Here is a 26494-nt window from a genome sequence, read left to right on the forward strand (position 1 = left end):
GTCGTGCGCGTGGCTCGTTGGCGGCCGAACCGCGGTTTTGCTGGCGCCGTCATGCAGCCGCAGAGGACTGACACCGGTTGCGGAAAAAGGATTCGGCGCCGACATTGCTGTCGGCGCCGATGGGTGCCCTGATTGAGTGGATGCTCAGAAGTACGCGCGCAATCCGAACGCCACGCCGCGGCCCGGCAACGGCGCGAAATCGCGCAGCAGCGAGGTGTGCGGGCGTGCCTCCTGGTCGGTCAGGTTGCTGCCGTCCAGGAACACTTCCCAGCTGGTGGCCGGATGATCCCAGCGATAGGCCAGATGCGCATCGACCAGGGTGTAGCCGGGGCTGGCCTCCTCGTTTTGCGCCACCTCGTCCTGCTTGAGGTAGCGCACGCCGCCGAGCGACGCACGCCAGCCGCCCTGCGACCAGTTCACCTCCGCACCCAAACGCGCCGGTGCGATGCGCGGCAGGTTGCCGCCCTGCGCCAGTTCAACGGTGTAGTGATGCGAGTGATCGCCATGCGGCACGTCGAAGGCCACCTGGCGCGTGCCGCCGCCATCCAGCGTCGCGCGGACTACGTCGCCGTACAGGCGCAGATCCCAGGCGCCCACGGTCTCGGAGTCGGCCAGCTTGATGCGGGCTTCGGCTTCCATGCCCTTGAACTTGGCGTCCTGCTGCGTCCACACGCGCACCGGCAGGCCTTCCTCCACGCCGGTGTCGGCCAGGTAGATGAAGTCGTCGAAGTTGGTCTGATACGCGGCAATCTTGAAATCGACACGATCAGTGTGCGCATGCAGGCCAATCTCGGCGCGCTTGCTGCGCTCCTTGTCGAGGTTGGCGTCGCCGATTTCCACCGACTGCGTGGCCACGTGCGTGCCGGCGGCAAACAGTTCTTCGTTGGTCGGCGCGCGCTCGGAGCTGTCCAGGCCAAAGCGCAGATCGAACACCGGGTTAAAGCGCCAGATCGCCGCGGCGGACAGGCTGGTGACATCGAAGGAACGGCGCTCGCGATCCTGTGGATCCAGCTTGACTTGTTCATGGCGACCGCCCAGTTCCAGCTTCCACGGTCCGAAGTCTTTTTCCTGCACCACGAACAAGCCCAGCGTGTCAGTGGAGGTGGAGGGCACGAAGGCCTCTTCGCCCACCGCGCTGAAATCGGTCGAGCCCAGTTGCAGGCCGAACGCGCCCTTCCAACCGTGCCAGGCGTTCTGCACTGCTTCCAGCCGCCATTCGTTGCCCTTGTTGTTGAAGCTCGTGGCCGGCAGGCCGCCTTCCAGCTCCACATGCTCGTAGTCGTTGTAGGCGCCACGCAGGTTGATCGCCTGCAGGAACGACAGCGGGTTGTAGAAGCCGGCCTTCACGTCGATGCGGTTCTGCGCCATGTCGATGCGCACCGGGCCTTCTTCCTCGTGTTCTTCTTCCGGCTCGCCCTCGTGTCCGTGATCGTCATGCACGTGCGCGCCGGCGGGGATGCCGTAGTTGCTGCGATACGTGCTGGCGGCCACGCCGAAGTACGCTTTGTCGCCCAGCCACGTGGCGCCGACACCGCCGGCGCGCGTTTTCACCGCGCTGTTGGGCAGGGTGCCGCTCACCTGATCCTCGTGGGCGTGGTCTTCCTCGCCTTCCTCGCCCTCGTGTTCGTCGTGCGATTCGCGGATGGCGAAGCCGGGGATGTCGTAGTCATCGGTGTCACGCACCAGGCCATCCAGGTGCAACACCCAGTTTCCCTGCACGCCGTCCAGTCGGAACATGCCGCTGCGTTCGTCATTGACTGTGTTGCCGCGCAGTTCGACACGCCCGCTCAACGGTTCGTCCGGAAGCGCGTCGGGCAGGCGACCGTCAACCACGTTGACCGCGCCGCCAATCGCGCCGCTGCCGAACAGCAGCGTGGCCGGGCCCTTGAGTACTTCAATTTGATCGGCCAGGAACGGTTCGATGCTGACCGCGTGGTCGGCGCTGACCGTGGAGGCGTCCATCGAACCGATGCCGCCGGACAAGACCTGCACGCGCGGGCCTTCCTGGCCACGGATGATCGGCCGACCCACGCCGGTGCCGAAGTAGGTGGTCTGCACGCCGGGCAGCTTGGCCACGGTGTCGCCCAGGGTCGAGGACTTGGCGCGATCCAGCTCTTCACCCACCAGCACGTCCACCGGCTTGGCCAACGATTCGGCGCTGCCCCGCAATGGCGAAGCATTGACCACCACGGCGTCCAGATCCTTGGGGGACTGCGGCACGGCATCGGCGGCCACGGCCCAGCCCGGTGACGCGCCCCCCAGCAGGGCCAGAGAGAGGGCGAGCGAGAGGGGCGAACGGCGACGCAGAGGCTTGCGGGTCATGGGATGCGGGGTCCGGGGTGCGTGGGGAGGATTTGATGTTATGATATATCACTATCGAAACACAGCCCCCTCCCGGAAGTCATACTTCGCCCATGTCCGAACGATTCCGCCGTTTGCTTGACCGCTTTGGCGCCACTGGCTCGCTGATCTGCGCCGTGCATTGCGCGCTGACGCCGCTGTTGCTGGCGGCGATTCCCTCCCTGGGCCTGTCGGCTTGGCTGGGCGACGGCTTCGAGCGCGTGTTCGTGGTGTTTGTCAGTGTGCTTGGTTTGTTCAGCCTGCTCTGGGGCTACCGCCGGCATCGCGCCTTCCGCGCGCTGGGCCTGCTGCTGCTCGGCCTGCTCACCCTGTGGGCGGGCGTTCTCTATCCGCCGCTGCATCACCCGGTGGTGTTGCACGCCATAGTGATGACGTTGGGCGGCACCCTGGTGGGCCTGGCCCATGTGCTCAATCTGCGTCTGAACCACTGGCACATCCACGACGCCAGCTGCGCCCATTAAGGCGCCGCCCATTCGGCGCAAGCCCCTGCTGTGATAGGCTTTGCGGCCTCGCGCACGTGCCCCGCACGGAGACGCAGCAACTCAATGAATCAGGAGAACGAAGATGGGCAAGGGTGATCGCAAGACGGCCAAAGGCAAGCGCTATGTGTCCAGCTACGGCAATGCCCGTAAGACCACGGTCGCCAAGGCGGGTGTCGCCGCCACTGCCACCGCCAAGAAGGCTGTGGTGAAGGCGCCGGTCAAGAAGGCCGTGGCCAAGAAGGCCGTCGCCAAGTAAGACCCGGCGCATGCCGCGCGGCCGGGCTCGTCCCGGCATGGCGCACGAAAAACCCCGGCTCGCGCCGGGGTTTTTCTTTTCCCGCCAAGCGAGGGTGAGGAATCAGGCGACGCGGCGCCCTTCGGCGTACACCGCTTCCACCAGTTCACCGCCCAGCCAGTACGCCAGCTCGGCGGGGTGGGCCATGTTCCAAAGCACGAAGTCCGCGCGCTGCCCCACCTGCAGGCGCCCGCGATCGGCCAGACCCAGTGCACGCGCCGCATGTACGGTGGCGCCGCGCAGCGCTTCCTGCGGGGTCAGGCGGAAATGCGTGCACGCCAGTGACATCGCCAGCCGCAGCGATTGCAGCGGGGAAGTGCCTGGATTGCAGTCGGTCGCCACCGCCATCGGCACGCCATGTGCGCGGAATGCATCCAGCGGTGGCAAGGTCGTTTCGCGCAGCACATGGAACGCGCCCGGCAGCAACACGGCCACGGTGCCCGCCGCCGCCATCGCGCGCACGCCGGCCTCCGAGGTGTGCTCCACATGATCGGCGGACAGTCCGCCAAACTCCGCGACCAACGCGCCGCCGCCACCATCGCTCAACTGGTCGGCATGCAGCTTGACCGGCAAGCCCAGCGCACGCGCCGCCTCGAACACCTTGCGCGTCTGCGCGACGGTGAAACCAATCCGCTCGCAGAAGGCATCCACCGCATCCACCAGGCCTTCTTCCTGCAGGCGCGGCAGCCATTCGCAGACCGCTTCCACATAGTCGTCGGCACGGCCGGCAAATTCCGGCGGCAAGGCATGCGCGCCCAGGAAGGTGGTGCGCACGGTAATGCCCAATACCTCACCGATGCGTCGCGCCACCCGCAACATCTTGCGTTCGTTGGCGAAATCCAGGCCGTAGCCGGATTTGATTTCCAGGCTGGTGACGCCGTCGCGCAGCAGCGCGCGGGCGCGTGGCAATGAGGCGTCAAACAGGGCGTCCTCGCTGGCCGCACGCGTGGCGCGCACGCTGGAGACGATGCCGCCCCCGGCGCGCGCAATCTCCTCGTAACTGGCGCCCTGCAAGCGCTGTTCGAACTCGCTTGCGCGATCGCCGGCAAAGACGGCGTGGGTATGGCAGTCGATTAAACCCGGGGTGATCCAGCGCCCCTGCGCATCGACCACGTCGCGTTCGCTGCGCCAGGCGTCCGGCACATCCTGCAGCGCGCCGACAAAGTCCAGCCGACCCTGGCGCCAGCCCAGCGCCGCGTCTTCGACGATGCCGTAGCCCTCGTTGCCGGCCAGGGTGATCAGGCGGGCGCCAACCAGCAGCCCCGTGTGTGCAAGTTCATGAGCCTGTGTCATGCCGCCATTCTAGAACGCATCTCGCCTTCGGCCCGGCCAGGGGGGAGAATGCCGGCATGGACAAGATCACTGGCCAGTTGTGGACGCCCGTCGGCTGGACTGACGACTCGCGCTTTTCCGGTTATGCCGTGCCAGGCATCGCCAACCTGCACTCGCACGCATTCCAGCGGGCGATGGCGGGGTTGGCCGAACGCCAGACGCATCCGGAGGACAGCTTCTGGACCTGGCGCGAAACCATGTACCGCTTCGCCGCGCGGATGAATCCCGACAGCCTGTACGCGGTGGCGCGCCAGCTGTACGTGGAAATGCTGGAAGCCGGCTACACCAGCGTCTGCGAATTCCACTACCTGCATCACGCGCCGGATGGCCGGCCCTATGCCGAGCCGGCGGCAATGTCGCTGGCCCTGATTGCGGCCGCTCGTGATACCGGCATCCGCATGACCCTGTTGCCGGTGCTGTACATGAGCGGCGGCTTTGACGGGCGCCCGTTGTCCGAACGCCAGCGCCGCTTTGGCCACAGCGTGGAGAGTTTCCTTTCCCTGCTGGCCCGCCTGCAACCCGAGCAGGACGAGCGCCTGCGCATCGGCGTCGCCCTGCACAGCCTGCGCGCCGTGCCCGCCGCATCCATGCACGAAGTGCTGGCGGAACTGCCTGGCGACATGCGCGTGCATATCCATATTGCCGAACAGATAGGCGAGGTCCAGGACTGCCTGTCGCTGCGCGGTGCGCGGCCGGTGGAATGGCTGCTGGCCAACGCCCGGGTGGATACGCGCTGGACGCTGGTGCATGCGACCCATCTGACCGAAGCCGAAACCGTGGCCATCGCCGACAGCGGCGCCACCGTGGCGATCTGCCCGACCACCGAAGCCAATCTGGGCGATGGCCTGTTCCCGTTTCGCGACTACCTGGACGCGGAAGGCCGCTGGGGCATCGGCTCGGATTCGCATATCTCGGTGTCGCCGGTGGAAGAACTGCGCTGGCTGGAATACGGCCAGCGGTTGATCACCCGCCACCGCAACATTGCCGTGCAGGACAGCAACAGCGTCGGCGAATCCTTGCTGCACGGCGTAGTCGCCAGCGCGGCGGCCAGCACCGGCCTGTCCGGCGAAGGCGATTACGTGGTGCTGGATGACAGCGCCCCGCTGTTTGCCGGGGCGCATGCGCAGGACGTGGTCGACCGCTGGATATTCAGCGGCAATCGTCCGGCGGTGCGCGAGGTGCACGTGGGCCATCGCCGCGTGGTGGAGGCGGGACGGCATGCGCAGCACGCGGTGATCGCCAGCGAATACCAGCGCACCCTGCGCGCGTTGCTGGCCGACGCCTGAGCGGCGCCAGCTGGCGCACGCGCACTCAGCCGAACAGATCGCGCGCCGGTAGCGCGCCTTCCAGTTGCAGCAGGAATTGCTTGGTCGGCAGTCCACCGCCAAAGCCGGTCAAGCTGCCATCGGCGCCGATGACGCGATGGCAAGGCAACACGATCGGCAGTGGATTGCGACCATTGGCGGCGCCAACCGCGCGCATGGCCGTGGGTTTGGCCACCCGTTGCGCCAATTGCGCATAGCTGATCGTCTGGCCGTAGGGAATGCCGGCCAGCGTCGTCCAGACTTCGCGCTGGAACGGCGTGCCCTCCGGCGCCAGCGGCAAGTCGAAGTGCTGCCGCTCGCCACGGAAATACTCGGCCAGTTGCCGTTCGGCCTGCCGGATCACCGGCGTGTCGCCCGCCTGCCACTGCGGCGACGGCGCGATGGGGTGGCGCGGGTTCTCGAATTCGATCACGCGCAGGGCGTGCTCGTCGGCCACCAGCAATAGCGGTCCGACCGGACTGTCGATATGGCGAAAGGTGAGCGGTTCGTTCAAGCGGCTTTCCTGCGTGGTGTCTTTGCTGGCGGGGCTTGCTTGCTGGCGGAGGTAGCGGCGGCCGGCGCCGTCATGCTGTCGCGCCACAGCTGAATCACCGCGTAGGCACGCCAAGGGCGCCACGCTTCGGCGCGTGCCAGCAGCGCCTTGGCGCTCATGCGGGATCCATCCACGGGCACGGCCTTCTGCAGCACCAGGTCTTCGGCCGGAAAGGCGTCCGGATGACCGAGCGCGCGCATCGCCATGTACTGCGCGGTCCACGGACCAATGCCGGGCAGGGCCACCCAGCGCGCCACGAAATCCTCCAGCGTGCGCTCGCCGCGGAAATCCACGCGACCGTCGAGCAAGGCGCGCGACATTTCGGTGATGGTCTGCGCGCGCGCACGGGTCAGGCCGATGCGGGTGAGATCGGCATCGACCAACACCTCCGGTGTCGGGAACAGATGCGCGAGGTGTTCGTCGAAGGGCGTGACCAGGGCGGTGCCGTAGTGCAGCGCCAGTCGCGAGGTCAGCGTGCGTGCCGCGGCCACGCTGACCTGCTGGCCGATCACCGCGCGCACGGCGATTTCGAATCCATCCCAACCACTGGGCAGACGCAGGCCGGGACGCTTGCGCAGCAGCGGGCGCAGGCGCGGGTCCTGCGAAAGCGCGCCTGCGATGACCTCAGGATCGGCATCCAGATCGAACATCCGCCGCAGCCGGCCGACAATCTCCAGCATCCGTGCCGGACTGGCGCCGTGCAATTCCAGTTTCAGCGCATGCGCCTGCGCGCCGTCGTCCCAGCGGCTCACACGCAGCCAGCCGGGTGCGCCGGCATCGCCGATCACCCGCGCATAACTGTCGGTGTCCACCCGCTCGACACCGGGCAGGGCGCGGCCGCGCAGGAAATCCAGCATCGCTGCAAAGTCGTAGGGCGGACGATAGGGCAGGCGCAGCACCACGGCTTCGCCCACCGCCTCGCTCTTTTGTCGGCGCAGATCCCGCGGCGCCATCCGGTAACTGTCGCGGAAGCTGGCATTGAACCGGCTCAAGCTGCCGAAGCCGGCGGCCAATGCCACCTGGGTGATCGGCAGGTGGGTTTCGGTCAGCAACTGCTTGGCGAACAGCAGCCGTCGCGTGCTGTGCACATCGATGGGGCTGGCGCCCAGGCGATCATGGAACAGGCGACGCAACTGCCGCTCGCCCAGATTCACCGCAGCCGCCAGCTCGCTCAGCGAACGCTCGCCGAGCCAGCCCTGGTCGATCAACTTCAAGGCGCGCGCGATGGTTTCATCGCCGCGTCGCCAGGCGCCGTCGGCGGGCGAGAGTTCGGGCCGGCAGCGCAGGCAGGGACGGAAGCCGGCAGCCTCGGCCGCAGCCGCGTGGCGGTAGTAGGTGACGTTGATCGGCTTGGGTGCCGGCGCCGGGCACACGGGCCGGCAATAGATTCGCGTGCTGGTGACGGCCGTGAAGAACAAACCGTCAAAGCGCGCGTCCCGACTCATGCGCGCCTGTTCGCAGATGCGTTCATCGGGAAGGTGATCATGCGCGGCGGGTCTGTCCATGCGGTGCAGGCTAGCACCGCCTGTGGGCCATGACTCCCTGTTTTCGGACATCAATACCTGCCGTCACCGAGCCCTGCGGGCAGGCGGTTCGCGGCCTCAGCGGTGCGGTATCGGTTCGGGCGTGGCAATGATGCCGCCCAGCGTTTCCGGCTTGCCGTCGTTCGCTGCTGCGGGAATTCCCAGCAAGCGCGCCAACAAGGGATACACATCCACGTTGTCGAATGCCGGCACCCGCACCCGGGTGCGGAACGCCGGTCCGCTTGCCATGAAGATCGCCCGCATCGATGGCAACGCCGGGTCGTAGCCATGTGCGCCACCGCCCCGCCAGTCTTCCGCGCGGCGGCTGTCGATCTTGCTCTGCCGCTCGATCAGCCAGCCCTCATCGGCCTGGCACACGATGGGCGCAATCCGTGGATGACTGCCGTAGTGCCAGCGCGCCGGCATGTCCTGCTTGCGCCAACATTCCACCGCGCCATGTCTTCCCAGCAGTCGTTGCTCGGCTTGCTGCACACGTCCGGGCTTGGGCACGAAGCCCACCACCTGGCCACTGTTGATGGTGTCGGCCACCTCGGCGGGCGCCAGCGACTCGATGGCCACCATCCGATCCGGTGACGTGGCTGTCATGCCGTGATCGGAGACCACGATCAGATTGACGGGCAGGGCGGCCCCGCGCGCCTCGAAGTAGCTGCGCAACTCGCCGATGGCCGCATCCACCTCACGCAATCGCTGCGCCACCTCGGGCGAGTCGGGACCATGGTCGTGGCCGGCCGCATCCACCTGATCAAAGTAGAGCGTGATCAAGCGCGGCCGCTGCGCTGCAGGCAGATCCAGCCATTGCCGCACCTGGCTGACCCGCTGCTCGAGCGGATACGCCTTGTCGTACCTGCGCCATTGGCTGGGTCGCACGCCCTGCACTGCGGCTTCGGAGCCCGGCCAGAACAGGGTGGCCGTGCGCAGGCCGGCGTTCTCCGCGCCCACCCAGATCGGTTCGCCGCCCCACCAGCGGCCATCGCCCACTGCCTGGCTGTCGCTGGGCACGAAGCGGCCCAGCGTTTCATCGCCAATGGTGTTGCCGACAATGCCGTGATGATCCGGACGCAGCCCGGTCACCAGGGTGTAGTGGTTGGGAAAGGTCAGCGAGGGATACGAAGGCTTCATCCACTCGGCCTGCACGCCCTCGCGCGCAAGCGCGTCCAGATGTGGGGTCAGGCCACGCCCCAGATAATCGGCGCGCAGGCCGTCGACCGAAACCAGCAGCAGGGTGGCGGGTATGTCCGACGCAGGGCGGCTCGCGGATGGCGGGCGGCTCGCGCAGGCGGTCAGGACCAGGACGAGGCAGGCCAGCTGAGCGGCCCTGACCAATGGCAGGGGCATGGGCGAAAGGAAAGCGGTGGAATGCCGGCAGCTTGGCAGGTTTCGGAGAATCCCGCATGACAAGGTCTGGGCTTGATCGTCAGCTGTCATCCCTCGTGCTCTGCCTCGCCGTGAGCATGCCGGCTTTGGCGGAAACGGCTTCAAGCGGTGAGGCTTCGGCTTCGGCCAGCGCGCAAGCCGAATCTGCGAAGGATCCACGCTGCGCCGTGTGGGCGCGCGAACTCGGTTTCGCCCAATCCGTTGCCGATCACGATGCCCAGGCCTTCGCCGAGTTCGTCCATGCCGACGCGGTGTTCGGCGTCAGTGGTCAACCGACCCGCGGACGTCAGGCCATCGCCGCGCAATGGGCAGGCCTGATTGCCGGCACGCGCCTGGAACTGCGCTGGTACCCGGACGTGGTGTCGATTGGCGGCGACGGCCGCACGGCTTACTCCAGCGGTCCTGCGTTGTACCGGAGCGTCAAGGACGGCAGTTATCGCAAGGGCCGTTTCGGCTCGGTGTGGCAGCTGGATCGCGATGGCCAGTGGCGGGTGATCTTCGACGATGGCATCGAGCCGGTCGCCACCGACGCGGCGGGCGTGCTGGCCTTCGAAGCCGGTCGTCGCCCGGTCTGCCCGCCAGCCGCCTGAGTCAAGGCCGGCGCGCTTTCAACAATCGTCGGCGCGACTGGAGACGTAGCGCAGTCCGCGCGCCAGGTGCCGCAGGAAGGTGGGATCCGAATACAGCGGCACATCGTGGCCCAGGCCGGTGTACCAGGCGCGTCCCTTGCCCTGCGCATGGCACCAGCTGATCGGATGGTCCCCGCCCATCGTGCCGCCTTCGTAATCGGCCTCGGTCACCGTGGCCAGTACCTGCACCTGCGCGCGCGGGTTGCTGCGATAGTTGTAGATCTCGTCGGTCACTTTCCACTCGCGGCCGTTCGCGGCAATGCCGTCCTGGGTGAACTGCACACGGGTGGTCTGCAGGCCCGGCGGATGGCTGAGGAAGTACGCGCCCACCAGCTCGCCATACCAGGGCCAGTCGTATTCGGTATCGGCGGCCGAGTGCACGCCCATGTAACCGCCGCCGCCTTCGATGAAATCGTGCAGTGCCTGTTGCTGCGCCGCATCCAGTACATCGCCGGTGGTGTTGACGAAGATCACGGCGCGATAGCCGCGCAGGCCCTCGGCGGTGAAGACCGAGGCATCCTCGGTCGCGTTGCTGTAAAGCGACTCCTGCATGGCCACCCGCTGCACCGCAGCAACCGCGGTGGGGATGGAATCATGCCGCCAGCCCGTGGTCTTGCTGAACACCAGCACGGTGGGCATCGATGCCCAGGCCGGTGCCGCCAGCACCAGCAAGGCCAGGGCGGACAGGGCGGAGCGTAGGCGCATGGACAAACCCTGCAGGCGACGGAGACCGCTGCGATAATGCCGCATTCCGATTCCAGGCGCCGCGCCATGTCCAACCCGCGACACGATCCTTCCCGCGTCATCCGCGCCCCACGCGGCAACCAGCTCACCTGCAAGTCCTGGTTGAGCGAAGCGCCCTACCGGATGCTGCAGAACAACCTGGATGCGGAAGTGGCCGAGGACCCCACCTCGCTGGTGGTCTATGGCGGCATCGGCCGCGCCGCGCGCAACTGGGAATGCTACGACGCGATCCTCAAGGCGCTGCGCAACCTGGAAGACGACCAGACCCTGCTGGTGCAATCGGGCAAACCGGTCGGCGTGTTCCCCACCCATGCCGACGCACCACGCGTGCTGATCGCCAACTCCAACCTGGTGCCGCACTGGGCCACCTGGGAGCACTTCAACGAACTCGATCGCAAAGGCCTGATGATGTACGGCCAGATGACCGCGGGCTCGTGGATCTACATCGGCTCGCAGGGCATCGTGCAGGGCACCTACGAAACCTTCGTGGAAATGGGGCGCCAGCATTTCGGTGGCGATTTGACCGGCAAGTGGATCCTCACCGCCGGCCTGGGCGGCATGGGCGGCGCGCAGCCGCTGGCCGCCTCGCTGGCCGGCGCCAGTTCGCTGACGATTGAATGCCAGCAGAGCCGCATCGATTTCCGCCTGCGCACGCGCTATGTCGATGAGCAGGCCACCGACCTCGACGATGCGTTGGCGCGCATCGCCAAATACACCGGCAGCGGCGAAGCCAAATCGATTGCCTTGCTCGGCAATGCCGCGGAGATCCTGCCCGAACTGGTACGCCGAGGCGTGCGTCCGGATTGCGTGACCGATCAAACTTCCGCCCACGACCCGGTGCATGGCTACCTGCCGATCGGCTGGAGCGTGGAGCAGTGGCTGCGCGAGCAGAAGGCCAATCCCGACAAGCTGCGCGACGCCGCCAAAGCGTCGATGCGCACGCATGTGGAAGCCATGCTGGCCTTCCACGCGGCCGGCGTTCCCACCGTCGACTACGGCAACAACATCCGCCAGATGGCGTTCGACGAAGGCTTGAAGAACGCCTTCGATTTCCCCGGCTTCGTGCCGGCGTATGTGCGTCCGCTGTTCTGCCGCGGCGTCGGCCCGTTCCGTTGGGTGGCGCTCAGCGGTGATCCGGAGGACATCTACAAGACCGACGCCAAGGTCAAGGAACTGATTCCGGACGATGTACATCTGCACCGCTGGCTGGACATGGCGCGCGAGCGCATCAGCTTCCAGGGCCTGCCGGCGCGCATCTGCTGGGTGGGCCTGGGCCTGCGCCACAAGCTCGGCCTGGCCTTCAACGAGATGGTGCGTAATGGCGAGCTGAAGGCGCCGGTGGTGATTGGCCGGGATCATCTGGACAGCGGATCGGTGGCGTCACCCAATCGCGAAACCGAGGCCATGCGCGATGGTTCCGACGCCGTCTCGGATTGGCCGCTGCTCAACGCCATGTTGAACGTGGCCGGGGGCGCCACCTGGGTGTCCCTGCATCACGGCGGCGGTGTGGGCATGGGCTATTCGCAGCACAGCGGCGTGGTGATCGTCTGCGACGGCACGGCCGAAGCCGACAAGCGCATCGCCCGCGTGTTGTGGAACGACCCGGGCACCGGCGTGATGCGTCATGCCGATGCCGGTTACGAGATTGCCCAGGACTGCGCGCGCGAGCAGGGCCTGAATCTGCCGATGCTCGGCTGACATCGTCAGCCCCGCCGCCTGCTGCGCCGCAGCAGGCAAGCTGCTGATGGAAAAGGGTTGTTATCGATAGCAATGATCCGCTACGTTGGCGCCAGGAGCGGTCCCATCGGCACGGAGGCTTGGAGGACGAGGGGATTCCATGCGGCGTTGGCGCGGTGTTCTGTTTTGCTGTCTATCGCTGGTCGCCAGTGCGGCCAGTCCCGTTTCCGCGACGCCAAAATCGACGTCGGCTTCGACGCTGCCAAGCTGGTCCAGCGAGCAGGCGCGCGCGAACCGCTATGTCGCCGTGCACGGACTGCGTGCGTTCGCCGGTGGCTATTCCGAAGACGGCCTGGAGATCTGGACCTTCCCGCTGCAGATCGCCTCGCACTACCAACTCGAGTTCGTCGTACCCGGCCAGGCCACGGTGGCGGGCATCGACGTGCTGCAGTCAGTGGAAGTCGATGCGCTGACCCTGAGTCGTCGCTACCAGGCGCCCGATTTCCGCGTGCGCGAGTTCATCTACACCCACGCCTCCCATCCCGGCGTGCGCGTGCGCTACGAAGTGGAAGGTCGCCGCGACGTGCAGGTGCGCGCACGTTTCCGCCCATCGCTCAACCTGATGTGGCCGGCGGGCGTCGGTGGCCAGGAATTTGGCTGGGATGACGCGGCCAAAGGCCTGGTGCTGAAAGAACCCAGCCATCGTTTCGAAGCGCTGGTCTCGTCGCCGCAAGCCACGGATCACAGCCAGCCCAGCAATGACCGGCGTGGCAGCGAATTCGGCCAGCCGATTTTCCTCCAGATGCAGCCGCAGCCTTGCGGCCGGGCGCGTTGCGCCAGCCTGACTTTTGCCGGGCAAAGCGAAGCCAAGGAAACCACCACCGCCACCACCGCCGCACTGGCGCAGGTGCAAGCGCCGACCGCCGCGGATTACGCGCGCTTCCACGACGCCACCCGCATGCGTCTGACGACGCCCGATGCCGATGCCAACCGCGCATTGCTGTGGGCGCAGCTGGCGCTGGAGCAAGCGTGGACCTGCAACGCGCGGCTGGGCTGCGGCCTGGTGGCGGGTTACGGACCTTCGCATGGTTCGCGCCGGCCGCAATACGCGTGGTATTTCGCCGGCGACGGACTGATCGGTACGCGCGCGCTGGTCCACAGCGGGCAGTACGCGCGTGCGGCCGAGGAGCTGGCCTTCATCCTCAAATACCAGGCGCCGGACAACGGCATGATCTGGCATGAGATGTCGCAGAGCGCCGGCTTCCTCGACTGGACCGGCGACTACCACTACATGTACGTGCACGTGGATATCGCCTTCGGTTTCCTCGCCACGCTGGCCGAATATGATCGCGCCACCGGCGATCGCGCGTTTTTGCAGAAGCATTGGCCGGCCGTGCGCAAGGTCTACGACTATTGCCTGTCCACGCTCGATCCCGGCGACGGCCTGCCGCGCGTGCCGCACGACAAGATGAGCGCAAACGAGCAGGACAAGCTGAGCGACGAACTGACGCTGTCGGCTTCCTGGGTGGAAGCGGCGCAGGCGATGTCGCGCCTTGCCGCTGACATGGGCGATGCGACGTTGAGCGCGCAAGCGGCCAAAGCCAGCGAGCGTGCACGCATCAGCGTGCGCCAGCGTTATCGCGACGTGGCGCAGCGGCGCTGGATCAGTGGCTTCACCCATGCCGGAAAACCCGGTGAGAGCACCTCGCCCGCGGATCTGGCGGCGATTGGTTCCGGCGCCGGCACGCCGGAAGAAGATCGCGCGTTGCTGCAAACGCTGGCCGCGCCGGCATACCTCACCGCCTGGGGCCTGCGCAGCAAGCCCGATACGGCAGCGGACTACGATCCGCAGGCTTACTCACGCGGCAGCGTCTGGGGCCTGGGGTCGGCCAGCGCGGCCGAAACAATGTGGAAACATGGCCAGGGCGAACAGGCCGCGGATCTGTGGCGGCGGCTGGTGCCGTGGGCCAGCTACGACTCGCTAGGCCATATGCATGAAGTGATGCGCGGCGATCGACTCGAAGCACAGAGCGAGTCGGTGCCTGAGCAGATGTGGTCGTCCGCGGCCTTCCTGTCCGCCGCCATCAGCGGCTTGTACGGGCTGGAAGTGGATGCCGCCACACCCAGTCTGAGCTTCCATCCGCAGCCCCCCGTGGACTGGAATGCATTGAAGGCGGAAAACATCCGGGTAGGGCAGAGCAACGTCACGCTGTCGTGGCAGCGCGATGCGAGCGGCGAGCGTGTTGAAGTCGACAACGACGGACCGGCGTTCACCCTGATCTGGACAACGGGGCAGGGCGAGCAGAAGCAGGTGCTCGAGCGTGGGCGCTCGACCTTACGGGCCGGGTTGCGATGACTGCGACTCGCCTGTTCGCCATCTGAATCGACTGCCATCGCGGGTTGTCAGCTATACGGCAATGCCGTATGATGTCGGCCATGGAGTTGTTGACGGTGATCGAATCACCCTTGTTTTCAAGGGACTGGCCTGACTACTGGACCGAACAGGAACATGCGGATTTCATCGCCTATCTGGCAGGGGAACCAAGATGTGGCGACGTCATCCCCGGTTCGGGCGGTTGCCGCAAGGTGCGGTGGGGCAGGAATCGAATCGGCAAGCGCGGCGGCGTGAGGGTCATCTTTACTGCTCAACGACCTGATGGCGCTGTGGTCGCCCTGCTCATCTACGGAAAGGGAGCGAACGACACCATCCCGGCGCACGTACTGCGCCAGATTGCGGAGGAACTTGGCCATGCCAATGAATGAAAAATCATTGAAAAAGCGCGATGCGGCGCGAGACATCGGCGCCGAGTTGCTGGATGCGGTGCGTCGGGTCAAACGCGGCGATACCGGTCAAGTCCACCAGGTGCCGGTTTCGCTTGCGCAGGAAGCGCGACAGCGACTGGGTCTGTCGCAGTCGCAGTTCGCCGAAGTATTGGGCGTATCGGTTCGAACGCTTCAGGATTGGGAGCAGAAGCGTCGCCAGCCTTCGGGAGCGGCACGCACGCTGATCAAGATCGCGGCATTGCGTCCTGACGCTGTGCAGGAAGCGTTGGAGTTGAGTCACTCCTGACGTCCGCTCGCCCGACACGCCCTTCCCCCGTGCACGGGAGAAGGGCTTTGAAGGCACCCGGCCTTACTTCTCCAGCTTGAGCACCGGCGTGAAGCCGCCGAAGATCATCCGCTTGCCATCCAGCGGCATCGGGTTGGCGGCTTCCATGCGTGGGTCTTCCATCACCTTCTTCATGCCGGCATCGCGGGTGGCCTTGTCGGGCCATTCCACCCACGAGAACACCACGGTCTCGTCGTCCTTGGCCTGGACCGAACGATAGAAGTCGGTGACTTCGCCCTTGGGCACGTCATCACCCCAGCACTCCCAGATGCGGGTGGCGCCAAACTCGATGAAGATCGTGTCGAACTTGTTGGCGTAGTCGATGAACTTCTGCTTGTTTTCATTCGGAACGGCCAGTACGAATCCATCTACGTAAGACATGTGGAACTCCTTCGTTTCAACGGATGGGGTCATGCCGCGCCAGTCTGGACGCAGCCGGATGAGGACGGCGCAATGCCCCTCATGTGATACGACGAATGGCCGGGCGCAGGATCGACACGGGGCGGTGGCCTGTTCAGGATTTTTCCGTCGGCCGCGTGTCCCGGTAGGATGGGAGCAGGGTGGCGCCGCGATCCTGACAGCGCCCACGATCGGGAAATTCGCATGATGGCTTCCGTGGATGCGGCGGCGCTGGACAATCCGTTCTGGTCGGCGCTGAGCACCTTGCATGCCGGCATCGCGCGCGTGGACGGCGCGGTGCGGCGTTACCCGGCCGAGTACGCACCGTTTCTGGGCGTGGCCGATGCCGATGTCGATGTCGCGCCGGCGCTGGATAGATTGCTGGTTGCCGATGAGTCGGTCTATCTGCTCGGCGTGGCCTGCGCGGTGCCCGCAGGTTGGACGATGGAAGCGTTCCAGCCTCTCGCGCAGATGGTCTGCGATGCGCCGCTGGCGAAAGCTGCCGGTCCGCCGATCCTGCCGCTGGACGAATCCCATCGTGCCGACCTGCTCGCGCTTACCGCGCTGGTGTATCCGCATTACTTCCGCGAGCGCACGCAGGACATGGGGCGCTACTTCGGCATTTACGAAGACGGACGCCTGGCCGCGATCATCGGCGAGCGGCTGGGCACCGGGCCGAGCCGCGAACTCAGCGCCATCTGCACGCATCCGGATTTCCTCGGCCGTGGCTATGCGCGCCGGCTGACCGCCATGCTGGCCAATGATCTGCTGGCGCGCGGCGTGCAGCCGTTCCTGCATGTCAGCCACGCCAATGCGCGCGCCAAGGGCCTGTACGAGGCGATGGGTTTTCGCTTGCGTCGTGACATCGGCTTCTGGTCGTTGCGCAAGCCGGCGGCGACGGCGACTTGATTCGAGCCCAGGGTCACCCCATAGCAGAGGTTCCGCACCGCCCAGGCCGACGCATGAAGCTGCTGTACCAGACGCATTCCCCTTATGCGCGCAAGGCGCTGGTGTTCGCCCATGAGGCAGGCCTGGCCGATCGCCTGCAGGTCATCCATCACGAGACCAGTCCGACCCTGCGCAATCCCGAGGTGTTCGAACAGAATCCGCTCGGCAAGGTGCCGGTGCTGCTGCGTCCCGGACTGCCGGCGATCTTCGAATCCGACATCATCTGCGCGTACCTGGACACGCTGCATGAGCGGCCACGGCTGATACCCGCGCTGGGCGAACCGCGCTGGCATGCACTGCGCGTGCAGGCGGTGGCGCAGGGCCTGTGCGAGGCCGGCATCGCGGTGCGCTGGGAAACCGTGCGCCGTCCGGAAGCGCTGCGCTTCCCGGAACTGCGCGATGGCTACATCGACAAGTTGCTGGCCAGCTACGACTGGCTCGAGAACGAGCTGGATACCGGCGAGAAAATCCACGTGGGCCATGTGGCCGTGGCCACCGCGCTGAGCTGGCTCGAGTTCCGCGAACTGCCCGACTTCCGTGCCGGCCGTCCGCGCCTGTCGGCGTGGTTCGACGACTTCGCCCAGCGTCCTTCGATGCTGGCCACGCCCTTGTCGGGCGACACGCAGGATCGCTGAGGCCTGTCATCGGAGTGTCACGCGGCTGTCGCAGGATCTTCATCCTTGGCGACGGAGATGACGCAATGAAGACAATCTGGCTTTGGGCCCTGCTGGGCCTGGCCCCGGTGGCCATGGCGGCGCAGCCCTACGTGAAGCTGGAGCAGCGCTTGAGCGCGGCGCAGATGCAGGAAACCGGACTGAGCCAATTGTCAGCCGGGCAACTGGCCCGCTTGAACGCGCTGCTGGCCGAGGACGCCGCGCAGGCGCAGGCGCGCGAGGAGCAGGCTGCATCGAACGCGGCCGCGACGACGGCAGGCGCGTCATTGGCGGCGGGCGGCCATGCGGCCAGCGCCGGCAGCAGTGACGATCACGACACCCGTGGCCGCGATTCGCTGATCGGCTTCAATGACGAACCGATCCGCAGCAAGCTGGTCGGCACGGTGCAGGACTGGGAGCCGGGCACGGTGTTCGTGCTGGAGAACGGGCAGCAGTGGAAAGTGCTCAAGGGCAAGATGCATCTGTCCAAGCCCTTGCAGAACCCGGATATCCGGGTGATTCCCGGCGTGGCGGGCCGCTGGTTCCTGGAAGTCCAGGAAGACACGCCCAAGGCGCGCGTTTACCGGATTGACTGAGCGCGCGCTCAGCCCATCAGCGCGCCCAGGCTCAGGGCGATGCTGGCGCCGAGCAGGGTGCAACCCAGCATGGCCAGCCAGTGCAGGGATCGTGCGTACAACGTCTTCATGCCAACTCCGCCGGCCAAACCGGTCGCTTCAGTGAATGTCCCCCTGCGAAAGTAGGAAACGCCGCGCGCAGGCGCGGCCGGCCATGGCGACGGGGCGGTGGCATCATGGGCGCCATGCAAGGCGTGCCCGAACAGTTCGAAGCGACCCAGGACAATGCGGAATTCCGCCATCCGGCCCACCGGCCGGGGGTGGAACTGTATCGCGCGCACATCGTCCGCCATTCCTTCGAGCCACATGCCCATGAGGCGTATGGCCTGGGTGCGATCGAAAGCGGCGCCGAGCGCTTCCGCTATGCCGGCAGCGAGCAGTACGCCGGCGCCGGTTCGCTGCTGCTGATGAATCCGGAAGCGCTGCATACCGGCCGCGCCGAGACCGAGGAAGGCTGGCGCTACCGGATGATCTACCTGGATCGCGAAGTGCTGGAACAGGTGACCGGTGATGCAGGCTGGAGTTTCGACCAGGCCGTGCGTCACGATGCCGCCCGCGCCGCGCAGGTGGGCCAGCGCCTGCAGGCGCTCTGGTACTGCGATACGCCGCTGGCCTTCGACTCGTTGCTGGCCGAATTGATTGATCTGGTGCGACCCGATGCACGGGTGGCACGACAGGCGCGGCAGGAAGCGCGTCCGCGATTCTCCGAGGTCACCGACTTCCTCCGCGCCAACCTCGATCGAAGCCTGCGGCTGGATGATCTGGCGCAGGTGGCCGGATTGAGTCCATTCCATTTCCTGCGCCAGTTCCGCGCCCAGCATCACGTGACCCCGCAGCAGATGCTGATGGCCTACCGCATGCATGACGCCAAGCGGCGCCAGGCGGCAGGCGAGGCGGCCGCGCAAGTGGCGGCGGCGACCGGCATGGTCGATCAGGCCCACCTCACGCACAGTTTTGCCCGCCGCTACGGCGTTACCCCCGGTCGTTACCAGCGCCAGGTGCGCGGCTGAGGCGAGCCCGCACGGGTGGCCATGCGCAATCCGGTACAAGACAGCCGCCGGCGGCGCTGCCACGCTGGCCGCTGACCTTGAACCAGGAAGTGGGCGCCATGTGGGTGGGAACGTTGTATGCGTTGGCGGCGGGACTGATGTGGGGCCTGGTGTTCATCGGGCCATTGCTGCTGCCCGAGTATCCGGCGGCCCTGCAATCGGTGGGGCGCTACCTGGCGTTCGGCCTGATCGCGCTGCCGCTGGCCTGGCTTGATCGCCGCGAGTTGAGCCGCCTGCGTGGCCAGGACTGGCGCGAGGCGCTCAAGCTGTCGGCGATCGGCAACCTGCTCTATTACCTCTGCCTGGCCAGTGCCATCCAGCGCGCAGGCGGGCCGCTGCCGACGATGATCATCGGCACCTTGCCGGTGGTGATCGCCATCACCGCCAACCTGCGCAATGGCCACCGCGATGGGCGCCTGCCATGGGCCAGGCTGATGCCCTCGTTGCTGGTGATTGGCCTGGGTATCGCCTGTGTCAACCAGGCCGAGTTGGCGCAACTGCGCGCGCAGTCCGACGGCGATGGCTGGCGGCATGCATCGGGCGCGTTGCTGGCTTTGATCGCGGTGGTGTGCTGGACCTGGTATCCGCTGCGCAACGCCGACTGGTTGCGCGCGCATCCGGATCGCAGCCCGCGTGCGTGGGCCACCGCGCAGGGCGTGGCCACGTTGCCCCTGGCGCTGCTGGGTTACCTGCTGCTGTGGGGCTGGATGGCCTGGCGCGGCAGCGAGTTCGCGATGCCGTTCGGGCCACGGCCCGGTTTCTTCATCGCCTTGATGGTGGCGATTGGCTTGTTTGCATCGTGGCTGGGAACGCTGTGCTGGAACCAGTCTTCGCAGCGCCTGCCCACCGCCCTGGCCGGCCAGTTGATCGTGTTCGAGACGTTGGCGGCGTTGGCTTACGCGTTCCTGTTGCGCGGACAGATGCCGTCAGGGCTGACCCTGGTGGGGATTGGCCTGTTGATTGCCGGCGTGTTGTGGGCCGTGCGGATCAAGCCCGTGCCGGTGCCGGTGGCGGTGGAGGGTCATGGCTTGTAGAGCGGCGGTGGGTCACGCCGCCTGCCGCGGCCGCTGGAACGCGACCCGCTCCGGCCGATGTAGCGCCATTCCCTGCCCGTAGTCCACGCCCAGTTCGCGCAGGGCCTGCACCACGCTCATGCTGCCCACCCATTCGGCCACCACGCTCAAGCCGCGCTGATGGCCGATCTGCGCAATCGCGCTGACGATGGTGCGGCTCATCGCATCCACTTCCAGATCACGGATAAAGCTGCCGTCGATTTTGATCACATCCACCGGCAGGCTTTTCAGGTAGCCGAACGAGGACATGCCGGCGCCAAAGTCATCCAGCGCGATCCGGCAGCCGACCGCGCGCAGCCGCTCGACGATGCCGACCACCTTGAGCAGGTTGCGCACCGCCACCGTCTCGGTGATCTCGAAGCACAGGCGTGATGGCTCGATGCCATGCTCGCCAATCAGCGCCAGGATGTAGTCGGCCAGGCCCTCGTCCTCGATGCTCGCGCCGGACAGGTTGATGGCGCATTGCTGCAGCCCGCGACCTTCGGCGTGCACGTCCGACAGATGCGCCAACGCCGTGCGGATCACCCAGCGATCCACCATCGGCATCAGGCCATAACGCTCGGCGGCCGGCAGGAACGCGCCCGGCAAAACGATGCGGCCATCCTCATCGCGCAGGCGCAGCAGCAACTCGATGCGCGCGCCTTCTTCGTTGCGGCCATCCAGCGGCACGATCTCCTGGTAGTCCAGCAGCAGGCGGTTTTCCTCCATCGCCCAGCGCAGCCGGTTGGCCCACTCCATCTCGCCGTAACGGCGGGTGGCTTCGTCGTCCTCGCTGTACAGGTGGACGCGGTTGCGACCGTTTTCCTTGGCCACGTAGCAGGCGGTATCCGCCCACGCCATCAAGTCCTTCAAGGTCGGGTCGCCGTGTTCCACCACCACCACGCCGATGCTGGCGCTGACGGTGTAGGTGCGCTCCTGCCAGACGAACATCTGCGATTCGATGCAGGTGCGCAGGCGTTCGGCCAGGGCGCGCGCGCCGGCCATGTCCAGGTCGAAGGCGAGCAGGCCGAACTCGTCGCCGCCCAGACGGGCGAGGGTATCGTCGCCGCGCAACTGCAGGCGCATCGCCAGCGCCAGTTGCGCCAGCAGCTGGTCGCCGGCGGTATGGCCGGAGATGTCGTTGATCAGCTTGAACTGATCCAGATCGATATAGAGCAGCGCGCACGGGCGACCGCCGCGGCGGCGCTCGGACAGGGCCTGCTCGATACGGCGTTCGAACTCGCGGCGGTTGAACAGTTCGGTCAACGCGTCGTGGCTGGCCTGGTAGCTCAGGCGTTCGGTCAGCTCGCGCTGTTCGGAGATGTCGGTGGCGACCATCAGCAGGCGCACTTCGTCTTCCAGCTCGACCCGTGCGATCGACGCATTGGCCCAGAATTCCAGGCCACCCAGGCCAATCATCTGCGCTTCCACGTTGACCCAGTAGTCGCCGCTGTTGACCGGCTGGCGCACGCGTTCGCGCAGTTCGGCATCGGCGAACAACGCGGTGAGCGGCACGCCGGCGGACACCACGTCGCCCAGCCGCAGTCGCGCCGCCTGGTTGGCGTAGAGGATGCGGCCTTCGCCATCGGACAGCAGCACCAGCGCCGGCAGCAGTTCATTGAGGGTGCGGAAGCGCGCTTCGCTTTCACGGAAGCGGGCGCTCATCTCGTGGCCCAGGTCGAGGGCACGGCGACGCATGGTGGCCAGTGACCACAGCAGCAGCGCCATCAACACGCTGATGGTGATGCCCGCGCTCAGGATCACTTCCAGCCGCGCCTTGTCCTGGACCATCGGACGCGACATCAGATGCAGTTCCCAGCGACGTCCGCCGAAATCAAGCTCCTGCCGATAGCTCTGAGCATCGGGGGCGACCGCAGCCAGTGAATCGAAGAACGGCGCCTCATCGGCACGGCCCATGTCGCGCACACTGACGCGGAAGGCGTCGAGCACTTCACCACGCAAGGCATCGCGAATCAGCGGCGCCAGCCGCAGGCTGACCGCCAGTGCGCCCATCTCGCGCTCGCGGCGCTCCAGCAGGCTGGCCGGCTGCACGCCATCGGAGTACACCGGCAGGCGGATGGTGATGCCCAACGGGTCGCGATGGCGCGGCAGGCCCTGGCGCAGCACGAACGGCGCCGAGAGCGTGGCGGCGTTGCTGTCGCGCGCGCTTTCCAGCGCCTGCAGGTTGTCGCGTTGACTGGCGATGTCCAGGCCCAGCAGCACTTCGTTGCCCTGCATGGGCGTGATGTATTCGTAGCGGTAATGTGCGCGGCCGTGTTCGTCGGCGGCACGGCTGGCAAAGGCGGTGGCCACGCGTGCCGGACCGATGCGCTGGCGCTGCAGGTTCTCGGTGACCTGGTTGAACCGCTCCTGGTCCATCCGGTCATTGGCCAGGAACACCGTCTGCATGGCGCGCAGTTCCGAGGCCACGGTTTCCAGCGGCTGGCGCAGTTGCAACACGGCAGCGTGGGCGAGGGCACGCCGCTGCGCTTCGCTGTTGGCCTGCAGTTCGCGCCACTCGCGCTGTGCCAGCCAGGCGGTGAAGGCCAGGCCGGTGAGCAGCACCACGGCGGCCCAGGCCACCGGCGGAAAGCCCAGCAGGCGGCGTCCTTCATCCATGCGCAGGCAGGGAATCTGGGGGAACTGTCTGGAGATCATGTCGCTCACGCGCCATACCTGCCCGTCGGCTCCGCTGCCGGCAGCGAGCGCATCAACCGGGCGCCCGCCTGCTCGGCCGGGCGGCCAGTGTGGGTCGGCGTGGCCTGCGTGTCGACCCGGTCCGCCGGAGTCCCCGCACAACAGGCCGCAACTTGTGCCCCCATGGGTTCTCCTCGTGGTCACGTCAGAGCGGATATCGGCGCGACGACGGCCGACTTGAGCGTCCGGTTCAGGGAGTTGATGCCGGGCCCGGCCGTGGCCGCGCCCGGCAGCGTGTCCAGCGCGCCGGCGTAATTTCCGTAACAGAGTCAACACATCCGCCGCGCCGCCGCATGCCTCGGCACGTCGGCGCGGGTATGCTCGCCGCCAATCGTGTCCGGAGGGATGCAACGATGGCCAAGGTGGTTTTGGCGCCTGCGCTGACGCGTTGGCTGCCGGCCGCGGCGAATCACTCGCCGGGCGAACTGGCCTTGCAGGTGGCCGGCGCCGACGTCGGCCAGGTGCTGCAGGCCGTCTTCCAGACCCATCCGGGCTTGCGCGGCTACGTGCTGGACGAGCAGGGGGCGGTGCGCCATCACGTGGCCGTCTTCGTGGATGGCCAGGCATTGCAGGACAAACGCGACCTGCGCCAGCCGGTGGCCGCCGATGGCGAGGTCTATGTGATGCAAGCCCTGTCGGGAGGCTGAGATGGCCGATCATCTGCTGGTGTCTTCGCGCAAGGGGCTGTTCGTGCTGGCGCGCGGTGATCGCGACTGGCGCATCAGCCACACCGCGTTCCTGGGCGACAACGTGGCGCTGGCCCTGGCGGATCCGCGTGATGGCAGCTGGTATGCCGCGCTGGATCTGGGCCACTTCGGCGCCAAGCTGCATCGCTCCACCGATCAGGGCCGCAGCTGGAATGAAATCGCCGTGCCGGCCTTCAGCGAAGGCGATGAAGTCGCGGTGGGCGACGGCAAGCCTGCGCAGCCGGCGACCCTGCGCCTGATCTGGTCGCTCGAACCTGGCGGCGCGGACGAGCCGGGTCGCCTCTGGGCCGGGACGATCCCCGGCGGACTGTTCCGCTCCGATGACCATGGCCAGCACTGGGAACTGGTGCGCGGGCTGTGGGATTGTCCCGAGCGCAAGCAGTGGTTTGGCGGCGGCTACGATCAACCCGGCATCCATTCCATCTGCGTGGATCCGCGTGATTCGCGCAGCCTGCGCATCGCGGTATCCACCGGCGGGGTCTGGCACAGCGAAGACGGCGGTGCGCATTGGCGACAGACTGCGCACGGCATGATTGCGCGCTACATGCCCGAGGGCCAGCAGGAGGATCCCAACCATCAGGACGTGCATCGCATGGTGCAGTCGCCGGCGCGGCCGGAGGTGTTCTGGGCCCAGCATCACAACGGGGTGTTCCGCAGCCACGCCAACGGCGCGGACTGGCACGAGATCCAGGTGCCGCCGTCCTCATTCGGATTTGCGGTGGCGGTGCATCCGCATGAGCCGGATACGGCGTGGTTCGTGCCGGCGGTGAAAGATGAAAAGCGCTATCCGGTCGATGCTGCGCTGGTGGTCGCGCGCACGCGCGACGGCGGGCGCAATTTCGAGATGCTGCGCCAGGGTCTGCCGCAGGAAGCTTCCTATGATCTGGTCTATCGACATGCGTTGGCCGTCGACGACAGCGGTGATCGCCTGGCGTTTGGATCCACGACCGGCGGGTTGTGGACCACCGACGATCAAGGGGAACACTGGAATACGCTGTCCGCACGACTGCCACCCATCCACGCGGTGACCTTTGCCTGACGCCCGCGCTGCCCAGCAGCGCTTCATTCCGAAAGTGCCAAGGAGCCGAACATGCCGGTCGAACTGAAGATGCTGGGCTGGGTCGTGGTGCTGGGTCTGTTGCAGTTGATGCTGGCCGCCACCCTCTCCACCGCGCAGCGCGGGGCCCGTTGGAACGCCAGTGCGCGCGATGGCGAGGTGCGTCCCTTGCACGGCGTGGCCGCGCGCATGGATCGCGCCTGGCGCAACTTCATGGAGACGTTTCCGTTCTTTGCCGCGCTGGCCCTGGCCGTTGTGGTGGCTGAACGCGGCAGTGCCGGCACCGCGCTCGGTGCCCAGCTGTATTTCTGGTCGCGCGTGGTGTACGTGCCGGTGTACGCCGCTGGCATTCCCTATCTGCGTACGCTGGTGTGGCTGGTCGGCATGGTCGGCCTGCTGCAGATGCTGTGGGGCCTGTGCGGCTGACCAGAGGCGCATTCGGCCTGTGATCCCACCCGGATGTTCACGGGAGATTCCTCACATCCGGGGTCAGTCCGCCTAGACTAGGCCTCCCCCCGGTTCCGAATACGAACGCCTGATGCGTGTCGCGTCACTGTTGTCTTCCCTGAAAGCCCGGTTGGGCTCGCCATCTTCCGCCTGCGGCGCGGTACTGCTGTGCCTGCTGGTGGTGTCCTGCCGCGCGCCCGCGCCTGCACCGCCGGTGCAGGAAGCGCCCAAGACCGAGACCACGGCCAGCAGCGAAGACAATGGCGCCATCAGTACCGGCCCGGTGAAGCCGGCGCCGCGCAAGCTGGATCTGGCGACCACGACGCAGTGGCCGGAGATGGCGCTGACACCGGGCGTCACCTGGATCAGCTGCGAACTGGACTACGTGCAACAAGGCGATGGCGAAAGCCTGGAAGCGCTCGACTTCGCGACACTGGAAGCGCCGGTCAAGGCCTGCCAGGCCGCAGGTGTGATGCGCATCCGCTACACCGGCAAGATCAATGCCGAGTTCACCGCGCTGATGGAGCGTGCCTCGATCATGGCCAACCGGCTGGGAATCGAAAAGCGCGTGCTCGATATCGATTCCAGCGGTGGCCGGGTCGAGGATGGCATCCGCGCCGGCGACATCATCGGTGCTTCGCACTGGACCCTGTGGGTGCGCGATGGCGCCATCTGCCACAGCTCGTGTCTGCTGATCCTCGCCTCGGGCGACAACCGGATCATTGCCGGCAAGGTGGGCATCCACCGGATGATGCGGATCAACTCCGGCGCCAACTCGCGCGCTGAACTGGCGGAAGAACTGCGCCAAGTCTATGGGCAGTTGAAGGATTACCTGGAACGCAACGGCGCCGCGGTGACGGTCGCGGACTTGATGATGACCGTGCCCAATCGACGCCTGCGCCTGCTGACCGCCACCGAGCTGGAAGAGTACGGCCTGCAGGGAGCCAATGCGGCACAGGACGATCTGGATCGCATCCAGCTGACCCGCAAGTGCGGCGAGGAGTTCGTGCGCCGCAAGGACGATTTCATGATTGCGTTCGATCGTCAGTGCGGCAAGACCGAAACGGCGCTGGACGACATCAATGCCTGTGGCCTGGCCCTGCGCAAGAGCTTCGGCTTCCCGGATACGACGTGCCCGATGGAAAGTCCGCTGGCCGAGTTCGATCGCGACGCTGCTGGCGCGCTGTAGTCCTTGCGTCCGGACACCGGGTCCGGACATGGCCGCGTCTAGCTGACGCGGATTTCCATGCCTTCGATGGTCACCACCTGGCCCGCATGAATCTTGCAGGTCTTGCGTAGTTCGGTGGCGCCATCGACCTGCACCGAGCCGCTGGCGACGAGGGCCTTGCCCGCGCCGCCGCTGTCCACCAGGCCGACCAGTTTCAGCAGTTGGTTGAGTTCCACGAACTCGCGGCCGGGGTCGAGCTCGAAAGCGATGATGTCCAT

The 26494-nt window shown here is 66.6% G+C and carries 26 protein-coding genes; 17 read left to right on the forward strand and 9 right to left on the reverse strand.

The annotated features are described in order from the left end of the window. Positions 1–144 precede the first annotated feature (144 nt). Complete coding sequence (locus B5X78_RS14000) at positions 145–2322, reverse strand: TonB-dependent receptor (protein WP_079725127.1); 2178 nt, start codon at positions 2320–2322, stop codon at positions 145–147. Between the two features lie 92 nt (positions 2323–2414). On the opposite strand from B5X78_RS14000, the gene B5X78_RS14005 reads away from it, so the two are divergent. Further along, positions 2415–2822, forward strand: coding sequence for a MerC domain-containing protein (locus B5X78_RS14005; RefSeq protein WP_079725128.1), 408 nt, complete (start codon positions 2415–2417; stop codon positions 2820–2822). A gap of 103 nt (positions 2823–2925) precedes the next feature. Continuing rightward, entirely contained in the window at positions 2926–3099 is a 174-nt protein-coding gene (locus B5X78_RS14010) for a 30S ribosomal protein THX (RefSeq protein ID WP_079725129.1), read from the forward strand. A gap of 102 nt (positions 3100–3201) precedes the next feature. Here B5X78_RS14010 and hutI read toward each other — a convergent pair whose 3' ends face one another. Further along, positions 3202–4431, reverse strand: coding sequence for an imidazolonepropionase (hutI, locus tag B5X78_RS14015; protein ID WP_079725130.1), 1230 nt, complete (start codon positions 4429–4431; stop codon positions 3202–3204). A gap of 56 nt (positions 4432–4487) precedes the next feature. Between hutI and B5X78_RS14020 the strand changes: the two genes are divergently transcribed. Continuing rightward, positions 4488–5756, forward strand: a complete 1269-nt coding sequence (locus B5X78_RS14020) for a formimidoylglutamate deiminase (RefSeq protein WP_079725131.1) — start codon at positions 4488–4490, stop codon at positions 5754–5756. Between the two features lie 25 nt (positions 5757–5781). Here B5X78_RS14020 and B5X78_RS14025 read toward each other — a convergent pair whose 3' ends face one another. The 3 genes from B5X78_RS14025 to B5X78_RS14035 form a co-directional block, all read right to left on the reverse strand. Beyond that, the gene (locus B5X78_RS14025) at positions 5782–6288 is read right to left on the reverse strand and encodes a methylated-DNA--[protein]-cysteine S-methyltransferase (RefSeq protein WP_079725132.1); all 507 of its coding nucleotides are present in this window, start codon (positions 6286–6288) and stop codon (positions 5782–5784) included. Then, positions 6285–7832, reverse strand: coding sequence for a DNA-3-methyladenine glycosylase 2 family protein (locus B5X78_RS14030; RefSeq protein ID WP_079725133.1), 1548 nt, complete (start codon positions 7830–7832; stop codon positions 6285–6287). Before B5X78_RS14030 ends, B5X78_RS14025 begins: the two co-directional genes overlap by 4 nt. 96 nt (positions 7833–7928) lie before the next feature. Next, a complete protein-coding gene (locus B5X78_RS14035) occupies positions 7929–9206 on the reverse strand; it encodes an alkaline phosphatase family protein (RefSeq protein ID WP_079725134.1) in 1278 nt (425 codons plus the stop codon). A gap of 206 nt (positions 9207–9412) precedes the next feature. On the opposite strand from B5X78_RS14035, the gene B5X78_RS14040 reads away from it, so the two are divergent. Beyond that, a complete protein-coding gene (locus tag B5X78_RS14040; protein WP_229730734.1) occupies positions 9413–9835 on the forward strand; it encodes a YybH family protein in 423 nt (140 codons plus the stop codon). 18 nt (positions 9836–9853) lie between these two features. Here the strand turns inward: B5X78_RS14040 and B5X78_RS14045 are convergent, their stop codons facing one another. Beyond that, positions 9854–10579, reverse strand: a complete 726-nt coding sequence (locus tag B5X78_RS14045) for a ThuA domain-containing protein (protein ID WP_079726199.1) — start codon at positions 10577–10579, stop codon at positions 9854–9856. Positions 10580–10645: 66 nt separating this feature from the next. Between B5X78_RS14045 and hutU the strand changes: the two genes are divergently transcribed. The 4 genes from hutU to B5X78_RS14065 all read left to right on the forward strand — a co-directional run bounded on the left by hutU (position 10646) and on the right by B5X78_RS14065 (position 15365). Then, positions 10646–12316 carry a urocanate hydratase gene (gene hutU, locus B5X78_RS14050; RefSeq protein ID WP_079725135.1) on the forward strand — a complete coding sequence of 557 codons (1671 nt, stop codon included), beginning with the start codon at positions 10646–10648 and terminating at the stop codon, positions 12314–12316. A 286-nt stretch (positions 12317–12602) separates the two neighbouring features. Beyond that, positions 12603–14651, forward strand: a complete 2049-nt coding sequence (locus B5X78_RS14055; RefSeq protein ID WP_079725136.1) for an amylo-alpha-1,6-glucosidase — start codon at positions 12603–12605, stop codon at positions 14649–14651. Between the two features lie 80 nt (positions 14652–14731). Further along, positions 14732–15058: a hypothetical protein gene (locus tag B5X78_RS14060; RefSeq protein WP_217698678.1), complete on the forward strand. Its 327-nt coding sequence runs from the start codon at positions 14732–14734 to the stop codon at positions 15056–15058. Then, positions 15045–15365: a helix-turn-helix domain-containing protein gene (locus B5X78_RS14065; protein WP_079725137.1), complete on the forward strand. Its 321-nt coding sequence runs from the start codon at positions 15045–15047 to the stop codon at positions 15363–15365. The genes B5X78_RS14060 and B5X78_RS14065 overlap by 14 nt, the downstream gene beginning before the upstream one ends. 63 nt (positions 15366–15428) lie before the next feature. Here the strand turns inward: B5X78_RS14065 and B5X78_RS14070 are convergent, their stop codons facing one another. Continuing rightward, entirely contained in the window at positions 15429–15785 is a 357-nt protein-coding gene (locus B5X78_RS14070; protein WP_079725138.1) for a DUF1428 domain-containing protein, read from the reverse strand. A 222-nt stretch (positions 15786–16007) separates the two neighbouring features. Between B5X78_RS14070 and B5X78_RS14075 the strand changes: the two genes are divergently transcribed. From B5X78_RS14075 to B5X78_RS14095, 5 genes are all read left to right on the forward strand, one after another. After that, positions 16008–16712, forward strand: coding sequence for a GNAT family N-acetyltransferase (locus B5X78_RS14075; protein WP_079725139.1), 705 nt, complete (start codon positions 16008–16010; stop codon positions 16710–16712). A gap of 53 nt (positions 16713–16765) precedes the next feature. Further along, on the forward strand, positions 16766–17386 hold the full coding sequence (locus B5X78_RS14080; protein ID WP_079725140.1) for a glutathione S-transferase family protein: 621 nt from the start codon (positions 16766–16768) through the stop codon (positions 17384–17386). A 65-nt stretch (positions 17387–17451) separates the two neighbouring features. Next, positions 17452–18000, forward strand: coding sequence for a hypothetical protein (locus tag B5X78_RS14085; RefSeq protein WP_079725141.1), 549 nt, complete (start codon positions 17452–17454; stop codon positions 17998–18000). Between the two features lie 215 nt (positions 18001–18215). Beyond that, positions 18216–19049: an AraC family transcriptional regulator gene (locus tag B5X78_RS14090; RefSeq protein ID WP_229730735.1), complete on the forward strand. Its 834-nt coding sequence runs from the start codon at positions 18216–18218 to the stop codon at positions 19047–19049. Between the two features lie 98 nt (positions 19050–19147). Further along, positions 19148–20122 carry a DMT family transporter gene (locus tag B5X78_RS14095; protein ID WP_079725142.1) on the forward strand — a complete coding sequence of 325 codons (975 nt, stop codon included), beginning with the start codon at positions 19148–19150 and terminating at the stop codon, positions 20120–20122. Between the two features lie 12 nt (positions 20123–20134). Here B5X78_RS14095 and B5X78_RS14100 read toward each other — a convergent pair whose 3' ends face one another. After that, complete coding sequence (locus B5X78_RS14100; protein WP_079725143.1) at positions 20135–22759, reverse strand: bifunctional diguanylate cyclase/phosphodiesterase; 2625 nt, start codon at positions 22757–22759, stop codon at positions 20135–20137. Between the two features lie 431 nt (positions 22760–23190). Between B5X78_RS14100 and B5X78_RS14105 the strand changes: the two genes are divergently transcribed. The 4 genes from B5X78_RS14105 (at position 23191) to B5X78_RS14120 (ending at position 26237) form a co-directional block, all read left to right on the forward strand. Continuing rightward, positions 23191–23484: a MoaD/ThiS family protein gene (locus B5X78_RS14105; protein WP_079725144.1), complete on the forward strand. Its 294-nt coding sequence runs from the start codon at positions 23191–23193 to the stop codon at positions 23482–23484. A 1-nt stretch (position 23485) separates the two neighbouring features. Continuing rightward, entirely contained in the window at positions 23486–24583 is a 1098-nt protein-coding gene (locus B5X78_RS14110; protein WP_079725145.1) for a WD40/YVTN/BNR-like repeat-containing protein, read from the forward strand. 51 nt (positions 24584–24634) lie between these two features. Continuing rightward, positions 24635–25027: an MAPEG family protein gene (locus B5X78_RS14115; RefSeq protein ID WP_079725146.1), complete on the forward strand. Its 393-nt coding sequence runs from the start codon at positions 24635–24637 to the stop codon at positions 25025–25027. 112 nt (positions 25028–25139) lie between these two features. Further along, positions 25140–26237: a COG3904 family protein gene (locus tag B5X78_RS14120; protein WP_229730736.1), complete on the forward strand. Its 1098-nt coding sequence runs from the start codon at positions 25140–25142 to the stop codon at positions 26235–26237. Positions 26238–26275: 38 nt separating this feature from the next. Here the strand turns inward: B5X78_RS14120 and B5X78_RS14125 are convergent, their stop codons facing one another. Next, complete coding sequence (locus tag B5X78_RS14125; protein ID WP_079725147.1) at positions 26276–26494, reverse strand: RNA-binding S4 domain-containing protein; 219 nt, start codon at positions 26492–26494, stop codon at positions 26276–26278.

This window comes from Pseudoxanthomonas indica (genome assembly GCF_900167565.1).
GTDB classification, from domain to species: Bacteria; Pseudomonadota; Gammaproteobacteria; order Xanthomonadales; family Xanthomonadaceae; genus Pseudoxanthomonas_A; species Pseudoxanthomonas_A indica.